15 protein-coding genes are annotated in these 14,821 nt (G+C 70.2%); 11 read left to right on the top strand and 4 right to left on the bottom strand.

The window, feature by feature from the left end; all coding sequences use genetic code 11:
- Positions 1-72: 72 nt before the first annotated feature.
- A complete protein-coding gene (locus LK09_RS12660) occupies positions 73-924 on the bottom strand; it encodes a GNAT family N-acetyltransferase (protein ID WP_231563030.1) in 852 nt (283 codons plus the stop codon).
- 117 nt (positions 925-1,041) lie between these two features.
- Between LK09_RS12660 and LK09_RS12655 the strand changes: the two genes are divergently transcribed.
- Complete coding sequence (locus LK09_RS12655) at positions 1,042-1,464, top strand: hypothetical protein (RefSeq protein WP_039400232.1); 423 nt, start codon at positions 1,042-1,044, stop codon at positions 1,462-1,464.
- Between the two features lie 134 nt (positions 1,465-1,598).
- Positions 1,599-2,570 (top strand): hypothetical protein, encoded by a 972-nt coding sequence (locus LK09_RS12650; RefSeq protein ID WP_039399939.1) that lies wholly within the window; start codon positions 1,599-1,601, stop codon positions 2,568-2,570.
- 4 nt (positions 2,571-2,574) lie between these two features.
- On the opposite strand, the gene LK09_RS12645 is transcribed toward LK09_RS12650, so the two are convergent.
- The gene (locus LK09_RS12645) at positions 2,575-3,474 is read right to left on the bottom strand and encodes a DMT family transporter (RefSeq protein WP_039399938.1); all 900 of its coding nucleotides are present in this window, start codon (positions 3,472-3,474) and stop codon (positions 2,575-2,577) included.
- 70 nt (positions 3,475-3,544) lie between these two features.
- Here LK09_RS12645 and LK09_RS12640 point away from each other — a divergent pair, with 70 nt between their 5' ends.
- Both LK09_RS12640 and LK09_RS12635 read left to right on the top strand, forming a co-directional pair.
- Positions 3,545-4,471 carry a LysR family transcriptional regulator gene (locus LK09_RS12640; protein ID WP_039399935.1) on the top strand — a complete coding sequence of 309 codons (927 nt, stop codon included), beginning with the start codon at positions 3,545-3,547 and terminating at the stop codon, positions 4,469-4,471.
- A 9-nt stretch (positions 4,472-4,480) separates the two neighbouring features.
- Positions 4,481-5,203: a class I SAM-dependent methyltransferase gene (locus LK09_RS12635; RefSeq protein WP_039399934.1), complete on the top strand. Its 723-nt coding sequence runs from the start codon at positions 4,481-4,483 to the stop codon at positions 5,201-5,203.
- Between the two features lie 35 nt (positions 5,204-5,238).
- On the opposite strand, the gene LK09_RS12630 is transcribed toward LK09_RS12635, so the two are convergent.
- A complete protein-coding gene (locus LK09_RS12630) occupies positions 5,239-5,604 on the bottom strand; it encodes a VOC family protein (protein WP_039399932.1) in 366 nt (121 codons plus the stop codon).
- 475 nt (positions 5,605-6,079) lie between these two features.
- Positions 6,080-7,084: a LacI family DNA-binding transcriptional regulator gene (locus tag LK09_RS12625; RefSeq protein ID WP_039399929.1), complete on the bottom strand. Its 1,005-nt coding sequence runs from the start codon at positions 7,082-7,084 to the stop codon at positions 6,080-6,082.
- Positions 7,085-7,331: 247 nt separating this feature from the next.
- Here LK09_RS12625 and LK09_RS12620 point away from each other — a divergent pair, with 247 nt between their 5' ends.
- The 7 genes from LK09_RS12620 (at position 7,332) to rhaI (ending at position 14,754) form a co-directional block, all read left to right on the top strand.
- On the top strand, positions 7,332-8,837 hold the full coding sequence (locus LK09_RS12620) for a sugar ABC transporter ATP-binding protein (protein WP_039399926.1): 1,506 nt from the start codon (positions 7,332-7,334) through the stop codon (positions 8,835-8,837).
- Positions 8,834-9,859, top strand: a complete 1,026-nt coding sequence (locus tag LK09_RS12615; protein ID WP_039399923.1) for an ABC transporter permease — start codon at positions 8,834-8,836, stop codon at positions 9,857-9,859. Before LK09_RS12620 ends, LK09_RS12615 begins: the two co-directional genes overlap by 4 nt.
- Positions 9,856-10,926 (top strand): ABC transporter permease, encoded by a 1,071-nt coding sequence (locus LK09_RS12610; RefSeq protein WP_039399920.1) that lies wholly within the window; start codon positions 9,856-9,858, stop codon positions 10,924-10,926. Before LK09_RS12615 ends, LK09_RS12610 begins: the two co-directional genes overlap by 4 nt.
- 57 nt (positions 10,927-10,983) lie before the next feature.
- A complete protein-coding gene (rhaS, locus tag LK09_RS12605; protein ID WP_039399917.1) occupies positions 10,984-12,027 on the top strand; it encodes a rhamnose ABC transporter substrate-binding protein in 1,044 nt (347 codons plus the stop codon).
- Positions 12,028-12,101: 74 nt separating this feature from the next.
- Entirely contained in the window at positions 12,102-12,443 is a 342-nt protein-coding gene (locus tag LK09_RS12600; protein ID WP_039399914.1) for an L-rhamnose mutarotase, read from the top strand.
- Positions 12,440-13,348, top strand: coding sequence for a dihydrodipicolinate synthase family protein (locus tag LK09_RS12595; protein WP_039399911.1), 909 nt, complete (start codon positions 12,440-12,442; stop codon positions 13,346-13,348). Before LK09_RS12600 ends, LK09_RS12595 begins: the two co-directional genes overlap by 4 nt.
- Before the next feature lie 236 nt (positions 13,349-13,584).
- Complete coding sequence (gene rhaI / locus LK09_RS12590; protein WP_039399909.1) at positions 13,585-14,754, top strand: L-rhamnose isomerase; 1,170 nt, start codon at positions 13,585-13,587, stop codon at positions 14,752-14,754.
- Positions 14,755-14,821: the final 67 nt, after the last annotated feature.

Below are 14,821 nucleotides of genomic sequence, written 5' to 3'. Positions count from 1 at the left end.
GGGGCGAGCGTTTCGACTCGCTCCGCTCGCTCAACGAGCGAGGAGAGACCCCGGGCGATCGTTTCGACTCGCTCAACGAGCGGGAAGGGGGCGCGTGCGGTCGTAGCGCTCGGCCTGGGCCTCGAACCCGGCGGCGAGGTACGTCGCGACGCCGCCGACGTTGGCGCTCGGGGTCGCCACGACCGCGCTCGACGAGCCGAGTTCGCGCAGGGCTGCCGCTCCCGCCACGGTGATCTCGGTTCCGTATCGGTGGCCGCGGTGGTCCGGGTGCACGCCCATCGGCTCGATGAGGCCGGGGCGCCCCGGACCGGCCGACCACACCGTGATCGCCGCCACCGGCGTCCCCTGCGCGTCGAGTCCGAGCAGGCACCGGGCGTCGGCGTAGGCCGCGCCGGCGGCCATCATGCCCCAGCGCTGCGCGGTGAACGTCGAGTTCGGGAACGCCGCCCGATGCACCTCCGCCCGGGCCGCGGCGAGCTCGGGTCCGATGGTCTCGACACGCAGCGCGACGGGCTGCACGGGCTCGGCGAGGTCGCGCCGCAGCGGGGTCCACGCCTCGCCCCGGCGCCAGCCGCGCGCTCCCAAGACGTCGTGGAGCACGGCATCCTGCGGGGCCTCGACCGCGGCGGTTCCCTCCGGAAGGATGCCGTCGAGGTCGTCGGCCAGCCGGCCGGCGAGGCGCGCGTCGGTGCGCAGCTCGGGGGCGGTGGTCAGCCGAACCAGGTCGGCGCCGTCGAGGAGTCCGACCGCGAGGATGCCGGCATCCCCCGACCACACGCGCAGCGCGGCGGCCGTCTCGGCCTCGCCGAACCGCACGTTCCACCCCACGTCGCCGGGGTGGAGCTGAATGGGCGAGGCCTCGGTCTGCCACACGCGCAGCGCCCCGATCACGTCGGTGAGGGCACGGGCGTCGGGGGTGGTCATCCGGATCGTCATCCTCCGATCAAACACCCGTGCACCGACGTTCATCCCGGTCGCATACCGTTGATACTGCGCGCGCTGCACCACCCGAACGTGCCCGGCGCCGCGAAAGGACCCGACGTGAAGATCAGAGCCTCCGACGACTGGCGCGGGACTCTCCCGTTCGAGACGCCGATCATCGCCGCCGAGGTGGTTCCGGGTGACCCGGCCCGCTGCTCGGCGTGCCCGGTCGGCACCGACCCGTACCCGCGCACCGAACTGTGGGCCGTGAAGCACCGGCATCCGAAGAACCACGACGGAGACGTGCGCTTCTACTGCGCCGCGCACGTGCCCGTGTTCGAGCAGCCGGCACCGGTCGTCGCGGCTCCCGCGAAGGCTGCCCGCACCCGTGCGGCGGCGCCGCGCGCGTCGCGGCCGGCCGCCGAGCGCGCCGAGCGGCGGCCCCCGGTGGTGGAGCGTCCGCGCGCGGTGTGCCCGAACTGCTTCGTCGAGATCCCTCCGACCGGGGTCTGCGGCATCTGCGGCGAGGCCGTCGCCGGCTGACCCGCGTCGCCCTCCGCCCTCCGATTTCGGAGAATCGGGCCGAATTCGGACCCGATCCCGGCATCCCTCCGACATCGTGCGGATTCTCCGAAATGACGGGGCGGATGTCGGGGGCCCGGCGTAGGGTGCCGGGCATGGTTGATGCTGACGTGCGCGACTGGCTGCTCGACTCGGATCCGGCGATCCGGTGGCAGGTCGAGCGCGATCTGATGCACGCCGAGCCGGCGGTCTGGCAGGCCACCCGCGACCGGGTCGCGACCGAAGGGTTCGGTGCGCGGCTCCTGTCGCTGCAGGATGCCGACGGACAGTGGGCCGGGGGCGCATTCTTCCCGGCCGGGTTCTTCGACAGCCCCGAGCAGGAACTCCCCGGTCAGCCCTGGGTCGCCACCACGTGGGCCCTGAAGGACCTCCGGGAGTGGGGCGTGCGGGCATCCGCCCTCGGCGACACCGCCGACCGCCTCGGCCGCAACAGCCGCTGGGAGTACGACGACCTCCCCTACTGGGGCGGCGAGATCGACGTCTGCATCAACTCGTTCACGCTCGCCTCCGGCGCGTGGCTGGGAGTCGACGTCTCCGCCCTGGCGGACTGGTTCACGACGCACCGTCTCGCCGACGGCGGCTGGAACTGCGAGGCCGAAGAGGGGAATTCGACCCGATCCTCGTTCCATTCGACGCTGAACGCCGTGCGCGGGCTGCTCGCGTACGAGCGGTTCACCGGCGACACGCGGGCATCCGCCGCGCGCCAGGCCGGCGAGGACTACCTGCTGAGGCGCCACCTGATGTTTCGCGAGTCCACCGGTGAGCCGGTCGGGGCGTTCGTCACGCGGTTCGTCGCCCCGAACCGCTGGCGCTACAGCGTGCTCGCCGCGCTCGATCACTTCCGGGATGCCGGCGAGCGCGACCCGCGCGATCCGCGATTCGCCGAGGCGATCGCCGCGGTCCGCGACGCGCGGCAGCCCGACGGTCGCTGGCTGCAGGACGCGCCGTTGGCCGGCCGTACCTGGTTCGATGTGGATGCCGGCGAGGGCCGGCCGTCGCGGTGGCTGACCCTGTTCGGAACACGCGTTCTCGAGTGGGCGGAACCGGACCCCGAGCCCGGTCGCTGACCACCTAGCCCTGCGGTGCCGCTCGCCCGCGACAGAGGCGGGCAGCGAGCCGATCGCCTTGAGAGATCACGCAGACGCCGGTGATGACCACGGCCCCGCCGATGAGTTCCGCCGCGACGGGGACCTCGCCCAGCCACGCCCAGGCGATCACGACCGCCACCGGCGGCACGAGGTACAGCAACGACGTCGAGACGGCGACCGGCAGGCGCCCGACGGCGTACCCCCAGAGCACGAAACCGAGCGCCGACGGCAGGAGCGCGAGGTAGGCGCCGGCCATCCAGCCGCCGGGGGATGCCGCGGCCAGTTGCGCCCACCCGAACGGGACGACCGGGACAGTCATGACCGTTCCGGCGATCATCGTGTAGGTCGCCACCTCGAACCCGGAGTATCTCTTCAGCAGCGGACGCTGCAGGGGATGGTAAACGCCCTGCACGACGCTCGCCGCGCCGACGATCCACACCGCCGCGGACAGCGACAATCCGGCGCGGGCCAAGCACACGACCGCCACACCGGCGAACGCGATGGCGCTGCCGACGGCCGTGAACCGCGTCACCGGCTCGTGGAACAGCACTCGTGCGACCGCGACCGAGACCAGGGGCGCCGCCGCGACGATGATGCTGGCGGTCCCGGCCGGCACGTGCAGCTCCCCCGCGTTGAGCAGCAGCTGGTAGGCGGTCATGCCGAAGAATCCGGCGGCGGCGATCCAGCCCAGGTCTCCGAGGCGCGGCATCCTCACCCTCTTGACGAGCGCGACTCCGACGAGCGCCGCTGTCGCCACGGCGAGGCGGACGAACGACAGCCCGACGACTCCCAGTTCCGGCACCGCGACCTGGATGGCCGGGAACGCACTCGCCCACAGCACCACGACGGTGAGGCCGGAGAGGATGCCCCGATCGATTCTCATAATCCGACTCTCGCGCTGCGGAATCCAAAACACCAGTGACTTTTTATTACCTAATAGTTAAGGTGAATTTATGATTGATGTCCGTAAGCTCCGGATGCTCGCAGAGCTCGACCGCCTCGGCACGATCACCGCCGTCGCCGAGCAGCTGCACCTCACCGCCCCGGGGGTTTCGATGCAGTTGGCCGCGCTCGAACGGGAACTGGGCGTCCCGCTGACCGAGCGCCAGGGGCGCCGTCTCGCACTCACCCCGGCCGGAAGGCTCCTGGCCGGGCACGGCCGCGATGTGCTCGATCGTCTCTCGCTGGCCGAGACCGAGGTCGACGCGCTGCGGCGCGGCGGGTCCGGAACCTACCGGCTCGCCGCCTTCCCGTCAGCGGCGCGCACCTTCGTCGCCGATGCCTGGGCACGGCTGAACGAGGAGGAGGCCGGCATCCGGCTCACCGTCACGACGCCCGAACCCGAGGATGCTCTCGCGGCGCTCCTCAGTGGCGAGGCCGACCTCGCCGTCGTCCACTCGTACTCGAACATCCCACGCCTCGTGCCGGACGGCGTCGAGACGGAGCACCTCGTCACGGAGCCGATCTGGGTGGCCATGCGGGTCGACGATCCGCTCGCGGCGGAGGTCGTGGAGCTCGCCGACTTCGCGCATCACGACTGGATCACCCCGCAGCGCGGTCTGACGTGCTTCGAGATGACCGACCGGGCGTGCGGGCTCGCCGGGTTCCGGCCGCGGATCGTCGCCGAGAGCGTGGACTTCGCCGCCCACCTCGCCTTCGTCGCGGCCTGCGGCGGGGTCGCACTGGTTCCCGATCTGACGGCGACCGATCTGCCGGCCGGCGTGCATCTTGCGCGCCCGGCGACGCCGCTGAACCGCATGACGATCGCCGCCCGGCGGACATCCCTGCGCGGCGATCCCGGACTGGATCGGATCACGGGGATCCTTCGGGCGACCGCCGAGGAGCGCGTGCACGCATCCCCGGTCGAGGTGGCCCAGTAGTCTCGGCCCGTGACCGATTACGACCCCCGAATCGTCGACCTCTACGACCTCGACAACCCCGACGGGCCCGATCACGACTTCTACCGTGCCCTCGCAGACGAAGCCGCTGCGGCATCCGTGCTCGATGTGGGGTGCGGCACCGGCATCCTGACGGTCACCTTAGCGCGCGCGGGGCGCAGGACCGTCGGGATCGACCCGTCGCCGGCGATGCTTGACCACGCGCGGCGGCGTGCGGGCGCGGATGCCGTCGAGTGGGTGCTCGGCGACAGCCGCAGCATCCCCGCGGGGCGATTCGACGCGGCGTTCCTCGCCGGAAACGTCGCCCAGCACATCCCCGATCCGCGCTGGGGGCGCACGCTCGCCGACCTGCGGGGGAGCATCGCACCGAGCGCGGTGCTGGCGTTCGAGAGCCGCAATCCGGCGGCCCGCGCGTGGGAGACCTGGTCGGGCGGCGATCGCACCAGCCGCGCGACCCCGCACGGCGAGCTCGTGGAATGGATGGAAGCCGCCGAGGTCTCTCCGGGCGTGGTGGAACTCGTTGCGCACAACCTGTTCGTCGCCACCGGCGAAGAGGTGACCGAGACGCAACTGCTGACCTTCCGCGACCGGGCGATGCTGGAGTACCAGCTGGATGCCGCCGGCTTCGCGGTGGAGGCCGTGTTCGGCGATTGGAACCGCACGCCGTTCCGCGGGCACGAGGCACTCATGGTCTTCGTGGCCCGGGCCGCCTGACTCTCCGCGGTCCGCTCAGCCGCTGAACGCCGGCCTCACTCCACGAGGCCGGGGGCGTCGACGACGCAGAAGCGGTTGCCCTCGGGGTCCTGCATGATCACGTAGTCGGCGTCGGCGGGGCGCCGGTCCCAGTGCACCTCGGTGGCCCCGAGCGCCGCCAGTCGCTGCACCTCGGCATCCTGATCCTCGGTGTACAGGTCGAGATGGATGCGGGGCGGCAGCACCCGCTCCGACGGGGACAGGTCGAGCGAGACGTTCGGCCCGCGCCCGTCCTTCGAGCGCAGGACGGCCCAGTCGTCACCGACCGGTTCGCGCGGGACGTAGTCGAGGGCCGCGGTCCAGAAGGCAAGCTGACGCTCCAGGTCACGCACCCGGATGACGACCGATCCGACGACGAGCATGCCCCGACCCTAGGGGCCGCGCCGGTCGAGCACAATGCACCGACCACGCGGCTCACTCGTCACGAAACGCACCCGCGGCGGCGCAACGTGACGAGCAAGCATCCGTCCGCGGTCCTCCGGCTCACTCGTCACGAAACGCACCCGCGGCGGCACAACGTGACGAGCCAGCATCCGTCCGCGGTCCTCCGGCTCACTCGTCACGACTGGCAGGGCCGGCCGCACAACGTGACGAGTGAGCCCCCGGGCCCGAACCCGGCGCGACTCCCGCTCACTCGTCACGAAACGCACCGGCATCCACACAACGTGACGAGCGAGACCCGGCCGCATGGCTCACTCGTCACGATCGGCGCCCGCAGCCGCATGACGTGACGAGCGAGCCTGTCCGGGCCCCAAGCCTGCAGCGCTCCCGCTCACTCGCCACGAAACGCACCCGCGGCCTCACAACGTGACGAGCGGGCGTCGGCGGCGCTGCACGTCAGCCGGTGGTGGAGGCGCGCACCACGAGCTCGGGGCGGTAGACGATGTGCTCCCGCTCCGCTCCGGGGTCGGATTCGAGGGCGAGAAGCAGCTCGACCGCGGTCGAGCCGATCAGCTGCGCGGGCTGGCGGACCGAGCTGAGCGGCACCACGGCGGCGCCCGCGAAGTCGATGTCGTCGTAGCCGATCAGGGCGATGTCGTCGGGCACGCGGATCTCACGGGACTGCAGCAGCCCCTGCAGCACACCGAGCGCGATCAGGTCGTTGGCGGCGAAGACGGCATCCGGCCGGCCGGATGCGTCTCGCGAGACGATCCGCTCGGCGGCCCGGCGCCCGTCGTCGACGGTGAGCGCCTCGGTGCCGACGAACTCCAGAGTCGCACCGGGAACGGCCGCAACCGCGCGCTGGGCGCCCTCGAGGCGATCGGACACCTGGCGCAGCGAGATGGGGCCGCCCGCGAACATGAGGCGCCGGCGCCCGAGCTGGAGGAGATGCTCGGCGGCCAGCCGACCGCCTTCGAGGTCGTCGACCGCGACCGAGGCGAAGGCGGCATCCTGCGACTCGCGGTCCACGAGCACCGCGGGGATGCCGTGCTCGTGCATCCGGCGCAGGCGCCGCATGTCTTCCCCGACGGGCGTCACCAGAACACCGAGGACGCGCTGCTCCTCGAAGAGGTCGAGGTGGGCGCCTTCGCGCGGGGCCTTCTCGTCGCTGTTGGCGACGAGGATGCTGAGCCCTTCACGCTCAGCTCGTTCCTCGGCGCCGCGCGCGACGTCGCTGAAGAACGGGTTGCGCAGGTCGAGCACCACGAGCCCGATGGTGCGGCTGCGCCCGGCGCGCAGCTGGCGGGCCGCATCATTCCGCACGAATCCGAGCCGGTCGATGGCATCCTGCACTCGCGTCGCGGTGGCCGAAGACACCTTGTCGGGGCGGTTGAGCACGTTCGAGACGGTCCCCACCGAGACGCCGGCGGCCTCCGCGACGTCCCGCACACTGGCTGCCATCCCCACATCCTCCCTCACGCGAGCCTATGACACGGTGCCGCCGCATCCGTCGTGTGACGTGCTGCCGCTCGCCGATCCTATGAATCGATTCAGACTTGACGGGCGAAATGCTATCCCGAGCGGACGTTCAGGGTCAACGGTTCGGGCATCGTTTCGCATCCGTCATCACTTCGCGCTTGACACCCCGGGAATCCGTCCCTAGTGTGAACAGCGTCTGAAACGATTCATTACTCAACGAGGAGAGACGATGACGGGCAGAACCGTCCTGGAGCTTCGCGACGTGCAAAAGGCGTTCGGCGCCGTGATCGCACTCCGCTCGGGCACCATCGCTGTCGACTCCGGCTCGATCCACGCCCTGGTCGGTGAGAACGGCGCCGGCAAATCCACCCTCGTGAAGATCGTCGCCGGGCTGTATCAGCGCGACGGCGGCACCTTCCGGTTCGAGGGCGAGGATGTCGACTTCAGCTCGACGGCGCAGTCGAAGAACGCGGGCATCGCGGTCATCTACCAGGAGCCGACACTGTTCCCGGATCTGTCGGTCACGGAGAACATCTTCATGGGCCGCCAGCCGACCTCGCGCTTCGGCCGCATCGATCGCAAAGCCATGCGCCACGAGGTCGAGCGCCTGTTCACGCGCCTCGGCGTCACGATCGACCCCGACCGTCCCGCGGAAGGTCTGTCCATCGCCGACCAGCAGGTCATCGAGATCGCCAAGGCGGTGTCGCTGGATGCCCGCCTCCTCATCATGGACGAGCCGACGGCCGCGCTGTCCGGCGTCGAGGTCGAACGGCTCTTCACCATCGCGCGGAGCCTGCGCGACGAGGGGCGGGCCCTGATCTTCATCTCGCACCGATTCGACGAGGTGTTCTCGCTGTGCGACACCGTCACCGTGATGCGAGACGGCGCGTACATCGCCACGAACAGCATCGCCGACACGAGCGTCGACGAGATCGTGCGACAGATGGTCGGTCGCGAGGTCACGGAGCTCTTCCCCAAGCAGGAGACGAAGATCGGCGGACCGCTGCTGGAGGTCGAGAGCCTCACCAGCCCCGGGGTCTTCCACGACATCTCGTTCACGGTCCACGCGGGCGAGATCGTGGGCCTTGCCGGTCTCGTGGGAGCGGGCCGAAGCGAGGTGGTGCGCGCGATCTTCGGCGTCGACCCCTACACCGAGGGCACCGTGCGGCTGCAGGGCAAGCGGATCCGCGCCGGGCGTCCCACCGAGGCGATGCGCGCGGGGCTCGCCCTCGTCCCCGAGGACCGCCGCAAGCAGGGTCTCGTGATCGAGTCGGGCGTCGGGCACAACATCACGCTCGCCATCCGCCGCGAGCTCGCCCGATTCGGGCTGCTCACGAATGCGATGGAGAACCGCGCCGCCAAGGAATGGGCCGGCCGCCTCGAGGTGAAGACCCACGCCCTGGACACCGTCGCCGCCACCCTCTCCGGCGGAAACCAGCAGAAGGTCGTCCTGGCCAAGTGGCTGGCCACCCAGCCCAAGGTGCTCATCATCGACGAGCCCACCCGCGGCATCGACGTCGGCACGAAGTCCGAGGTGCACCGCCTGCTCTCCGAACTCGCCGGCCAGGGCATGGGCGTGCTCATGATCTCGTCCGAGCTGCCCGAGGTGCTGGGCATGGCCGACCGCGTCCTCGTGATGCGCGAAGGCCGCATCACCGCAGAGATCCCCCGCGCCGAGGCCACCTCGGAGAACGTCATGTTCGCCGCGACGCACGCATCGGAGCAGCTCTCGTGACCCAGACCGTGAACATCAGCACCTCGAGCGTCACCAAGACGCTCGGAGCGATCGGGAAGGCCCGCGAGTTCGGCATCCTCATCGCCCTCGCCGTCGTGATCATCGTCACGACGATCATCAACCCGAGCTTCCTGTTCTCGACCGACGGGTGGCGCGACCTGCTGCTGACCCCGTCGATGCTCGTGCTCATCGCGGTCGGACAGGCCATCGTCATCATCACCCGCAACGTCGACCTGTCGGTCGGCTCGGTGGTCGGGCTCACGGCGTACCTCACCGGGCGCCTCTTCAGTGACGTGCAGGGCATCCCCATCGTCGTCGTCGTGGTCGCCGCCGTCGCGCTGGGCGCGGTCCTCGGCCTCATCAACGGAGCCCTGGTCGCGTTCGCCAAGGTGCCGGCCATGGTGATCACCCTCGGCACGCTGTACGCGTTCCGCGGCATCAACGTCGTCTGGGCCGGCAGCAACCGGGTCAACGCCTCCAACCTGCCGCCGCAGTTCCTCGCCCTCGGCACCGGCCAGTTCCTCACGATCCCGATCCTCGCGATCGTCGCGTTCGTCGTCCTGGCCATCGCGGCGTGGTACATGCGCAACACCCGCGGCGGCCGGGAGTACTACGCGATCGGGTCCGACCCGGCCGCCGCCGAGCTCTACGGCCTGCGCGTCACCCGTCGCATCCTCACCGCGTTCATCCTGTCCGGAGCGCTCGCGGGACTCGCCGGCGTCTTCTACGCCGCCCGCTACGGCACCGTGGACTCGCAGGCGGGCAGCGGCTGGGAGCTGCAGGCGGTCGGGGCGGCCGTCATCGGCGGCGTCGCGATCACCGGCGGCGTGGGATCCGTCTGGGGCGCGGCGATCGGCGCCGTGCTGCTGATGACGATCAACCGGGCCCTGCCCGTGGTCGGCATCCCGGACTTCTGGCAGAACGCCGTCGTCGGCGTGCTCATCATCGGCGCGATCGTGCTCGACCGCGTCCTGGCCGTCCGGCAGAAACGGCGGCTCATCGAGGCGAGGGACGCATCATGACCGACACCACCGCGACCACGGCCACCACGGCGAAGCGGAGCATCCGCGAGTACGGACGCCCGCTCTGGCAGCGCATCGTCGTCTCGCGCGAGTCCGCGATCGTGGGCCTGCTGATCATCGTCGCCGTCGTGGCGAGCGTGTCGGTGCACGGCTTCAGCCAGCCGATCACCCTCACGTTCCTGCTGATGGATGTCGCCCCGACGCTGCTCATCGCGCTGCCGATGACGCTCATCATGATCACCGGCGAGATCGACCTGTCGGTCGGCAGCATGGTCGGCCTGTCGAGCGTCACCGTCGGCGCCCTGGTGCAGGCGCACTGGCCCTTCGGTGCCGCGGCGATCGCCGCCCTGCTGGTCGGCGTCATCGGCGGCGCGGTCAACGGGTTCCTCGTCACCGTGGTCGGACTGCCGTCGCTCGCGGTCACCATCGGCACGCTCGCCCTCTTCCGGGGCATCGCGGTCGGCATCCTCGGCACCACCGCCGTGACGAGCTTCCCGAGCGAGTGGACCGCTCTGGCCCAGGCGACGATCCACGGCACGACGCTGCCGTACATCATGGTGCCGTTCGTCATCCTGCTGGTGATCTTCGTCGTGCTGCTGCACTTCACCCCGTTCGGCCGCGGGATCTACGCGGTCGGCCTCTCGAAGGATGCCGCGGCCTTCTCCGGCGTGCACGTGGCCCGCACCAAGCTGATCCTGTTCGTGCTGTCCGGGTTCATCGCCTCGTTCGCCGGCATCTTCTACACGCTGCGCTTCGGCACCGCCCGCGGCGACAACGCGACCGGCCTGGAACTGCAGGTCATCGCCGCCGTCGTGCTCGGCGGGGTGTCGGTGTTCGGCGGCCGGGGCAAGATCTACGGCGTCGTCGCGGCCGTGCTGCTGATCGGATCGCTCTCCAGCGCACTGCGCCTCGCGTACATCACGTCCGACGTCATCAACATCATCACCGGCGTGCTGCTCATCATCTCGGTGGTCGGCGCCAGCGTCCTCAACTGGGCGCAGAAGGCAAGGCGCCGCCCCTCCCAGCCCGTCAAGGCCCCACCCGTGGCGACTTCCACAGCAGCCTGACGAAGTCGCACCCCTGCCGTCGACGCAGTCCGCGGCGCCACCCTGAAAGGAAGAACAATGAAGTTTGCACGCACTCGCGTGACCGTGATCGCCGCTGCGGCGGTGGCCGCGGCGCTGACCCTCGCCGGATGCGCCGACACCGGCGGATCCACCGGCGGATCCACCGGCGGGTCGACCGGCGACTCGAAGAACCTCGCGATCACGTTCCTGCCCAAGAACCTCGGCAACCCGTACTTCGACACGTCCGACAAGGGCGGCGAGACGGCGATCAAGGAGTTCGGCGGCACCTACAACCAGGTCGGCCCCACCACGGCATCCCCCGACGGTCAGGTCAGCTACATCAACACCGCCACCCAGCAGGGCGTCGGCGCGATCGTGCTGTCCGCCAACGACCCGAAGGCGCTGTGCGACTCGCTCAACCAGGCCCGCAAGGCGAAGGTGAAGATCGTCACGTTCGACTCCGACACCGACCCGAGCTGCCGCGACCTGTTCATCAACCAGGCCACCGCGGACGGCATCGCCCAGGTGCAGGTCGACATGATCGCCAAGCAGATCGGCTCCGCCGGCGAGGTCGCGATCCTCTCCGCCGCCGCCAACGCGACCAACCAGAACGCCTGGATCGCGAAGATGAAGACCTACGCTGCGTCGAAGTACCCGAACATCAAGTTCGTCGCCACCGTCTACGGCAACGACGACGACCAGACCTCTTTCGACAAGACCGCGGCCCTGCTGCAGTCGCACCCGAACCTGAAGGGCATCATCTCGCCCACGACGGTCGGCATCGCCGCCGCGGCCCGGTATCTGTCCACCTCGACCTCCAAGGGCAAGGTGGCCCTGACCGGCCTCGGCACGCCGAACCAGATGCGCTCGTACGTCAAGGACGGCACCGTCAAGGAGTTCGCCCTGTGGAACCCCGAGGACCTCGGCTACCTCGCCGCCTACGCCGCGAAGGCCCTGATCACCGGTGAGATCACCGGCAAGGAGGGCGACTCGTTCAAGGCCGGCAAGCTGGGCGACTACAAGGTCGGCGCGGACGCCACCGTCCTGCTCGGCGACCCGTACGTGTTCAACAGCTCCAACATCGACAAGTTCAACTTCTGAGCTCGTCCCCACCGCGGAGCGCCTGGCCGACAGCCCCTGTCGGCCGGGCGCTCCCCGTTCCGGAGGTTCCGATCATGACCCGCATCTGCTTCGAACTCCAGGTGGCGCCCGAGCACCTGGAGGAGTACGTCGCCCGGCACCGGGCCGTGTGGCCGGAGATGCTGGCCGAGATCGAAGCGGCCGGCCGCCGCAACTACTCGCTCTTCCTCGCCGGTGAGGGCCGGCTCGTCGGCTACTACGAGACCGACGACGATGCCGCCGCCCGGGCGTACCTGGCGGCATCCCCCGTCGCCGCGCGCTGGGAGGCCGAGATGAGCCGGTTCTTCGTGGGCCTCGCCGGACGCGCCGACCAGGCCACCACCCCGCTGACCGAGGTCTTCAACCTCGAAGACCAGCTGCGAGAATCTCGCATATGACCGGATCGTTCCGCGGCGTGAGCGCCTTCCCCCTGACCCCGCTGCGCGACGACGCCCTCGATGAGGATGCCTACGGCGCCCTGATCCGGCGGCTCGCGGCATCCGGGGTGGACTCCATCACGGCGCTCGGCTCGACCGGCTCGTACGCGTACCTGTCCCGCGAGGAGCGCCGGGCGGCGGCGCGGATCGCCGTGGAGAACGCCGGCGGCGTGCCGGTGTTCGTCGGCATCGGCGCGCTGCGGACGAGTCAAGTGCGCACCCTCGCGGACGACGCGCAGGATGCCGGGGCCGCGGCAGTGCTGCTCGCGCCTCTGACCTACCAGGAGCACACGCCGGACGACGTCTTCGGACTCTACGCCGACGTCGCGGCGGGGCTGTCGGTGCCTCTCATCGTCTACGACAACCCGCGCACCACGCACTTCACGTTCACCGACGAGCTGTACGGACGCCTCGCGGAACTGCCCGCGGTGGCATCCATCAAGATCCCCGGCATCCCGGGCGGTGCCGCCGAGACCGCCGCACGCCTGGCCGCGATCCGCACGCATGTGCCGGAACGGGTGGCGATCGGAGTCTCCGGCGACGCCACCGCCGCGGCGGGACTCATCGGCGGGTGCGACGTCTGGTACTCGGTGATCGCCGGGCTTCTCCCGGCGCCCGCGCTGACGATCGCGCGCAGCGCGGAGCGCGGCGATGCGGATGCGGCCCTCGCCGAATCCGCGCGCCTCTCCCCGCTCTGGGCGCTGTTCGCGCGCTACGGCAGCATCCGTGTCGTCGCGGCGATCGCCGAGCACTGGGGTGTCGCGACGCGCTCGTCGCTGCCGCTGCCGATGCGCGGGCTCGACGACGACGCCCGCGCCGAGGCGGTGCGGGTCGTCGAGGAACTCGGGCTTCACCCGGCATCCTGACCCGCCGGCATCCTGACCCGCGAGACAGGGCGCACGCGACGACGCAGGAGGATGCCGACCCGCTCTCGACGGCGGGACCCTGTCTCGGCGACGCCAAGCCCCCCACCAGCGCGTGTTGAATCGATTCATAGCGTCGCTTGACAGGTGCAGTTCAGCGGCGTACGGTGATAGAGCGCTTGAATGAATCGATTCATTTTAGCTCCGCAGACCACGGCCCGCGACAGAGGAGTCCCGACATGACCGCCACCCTGACCCCCGACATCCTGTCGGCTCTCGAAGCGCAGGCGATCGAGCTGCCCTCCTGGGCATTCGGCAATTCGGGAACCCGCTTCAAGGTGTTCGGCACGCCGGGCACCCCGCGCGACCCGTACGAGAAGATCGCGGATGCCGCGCAGGTGCACGAGCACACGGCCCTCGCCCCGACCGTCGCGCTGCACATCCCGTGGGACAAGGTCGCGTCGTACGACGACCTCCGCGCACACGCGGAAGGCCTCGGCGTCGCGCTCGGCACGGTGAACTCCAACACGTTCCAGGACGACGACTACAAGTTCGGCGCCCTCACCCACGAAGACGATCGCATCCGTCGCAAGGCCATCGACCACCACCTCGAGTGCATCGACATCATGGATGCCACGGGCTCCCGCGACCTGAAGATCTGGCTCGCCGAGGGCTCCAACTACCCCGGGCAGAACGACCTGCGCGCCCGGCAGGACCGCCTGCAGGACTCGCTCCAGCAGATCTACGCCCGCATCGGCGAGAACCAGCGCCTGGTGCTGGAGTACAAGTTCTTCGAGCCGGCGTTCTACCACACCGACGTTCCCGACTGGGGAACCTCCTACGTGCAGGTGGCGGCCCTCGGCGAGCGCGCCATGGTGTGCCTCGACACCGGCCACCACGCCCCCGGCACGAACATCGAGTTCATCGTGATGCAGCTGCTGCGGCTCGGAAAGCTCGGCTCGTTCGACTTCAACTCGCGCTTCTACGCCGACGACGACCTGATCGTCGGGGCGGCGGATCCGTTCCAGCTCTTCCGGATCCTCGACCAGGTGATCCGCGGCGGCGGACTGAACAACCCCGACGTCGCGTTCATGCTCGACCAGTGCCACAACCTCGAGGCGAAGATCCCGGGGCAGATCCGGTCGGTGCTGAACGTGCAGGAGATGACCGCGCGCGCCCTGCTCATCGACCGCGAGGCGCTGGCGGCCGCGCAGTCCGCGAACGACGTGCTCGGCGCCAACGCGATCTACATGGACGCCTTCCAGACCGACGTGCGCCCGGCGCTTGCGGAGTGGCGCGAATCGCGGGGCCTTCCCGCCGATCCGATGGCGGCCTTCGCGGCATCCGGATACCTCGAGCGGATCGAAGCCGACCGCGTCGGCGGCGTCCAGGCCGGCTGGGGCGCCTGACCGGCATCCCCGGTCCCGGGCCTCCCCGCCCCGGCATCCCCGCCCCTTCCGTTCCGCTGTCCTGGAT

Origin of the sequence: Microbacterium mangrovi (assembly GCF_000802305.1) — a bacterium.
In the GTDB taxonomy this organism is placed as follows: domain Bacteria; phylum Actinomycetota; class Actinomycetes; order Actinomycetales; family Microbacteriaceae; genus Microbacterium; species Microbacterium mangrovi.
The sequence above is the reverse complement of the archived record's forward strand: the minus strand, read 5'-3'. Positions and strand labels throughout refer to the sequence as shown.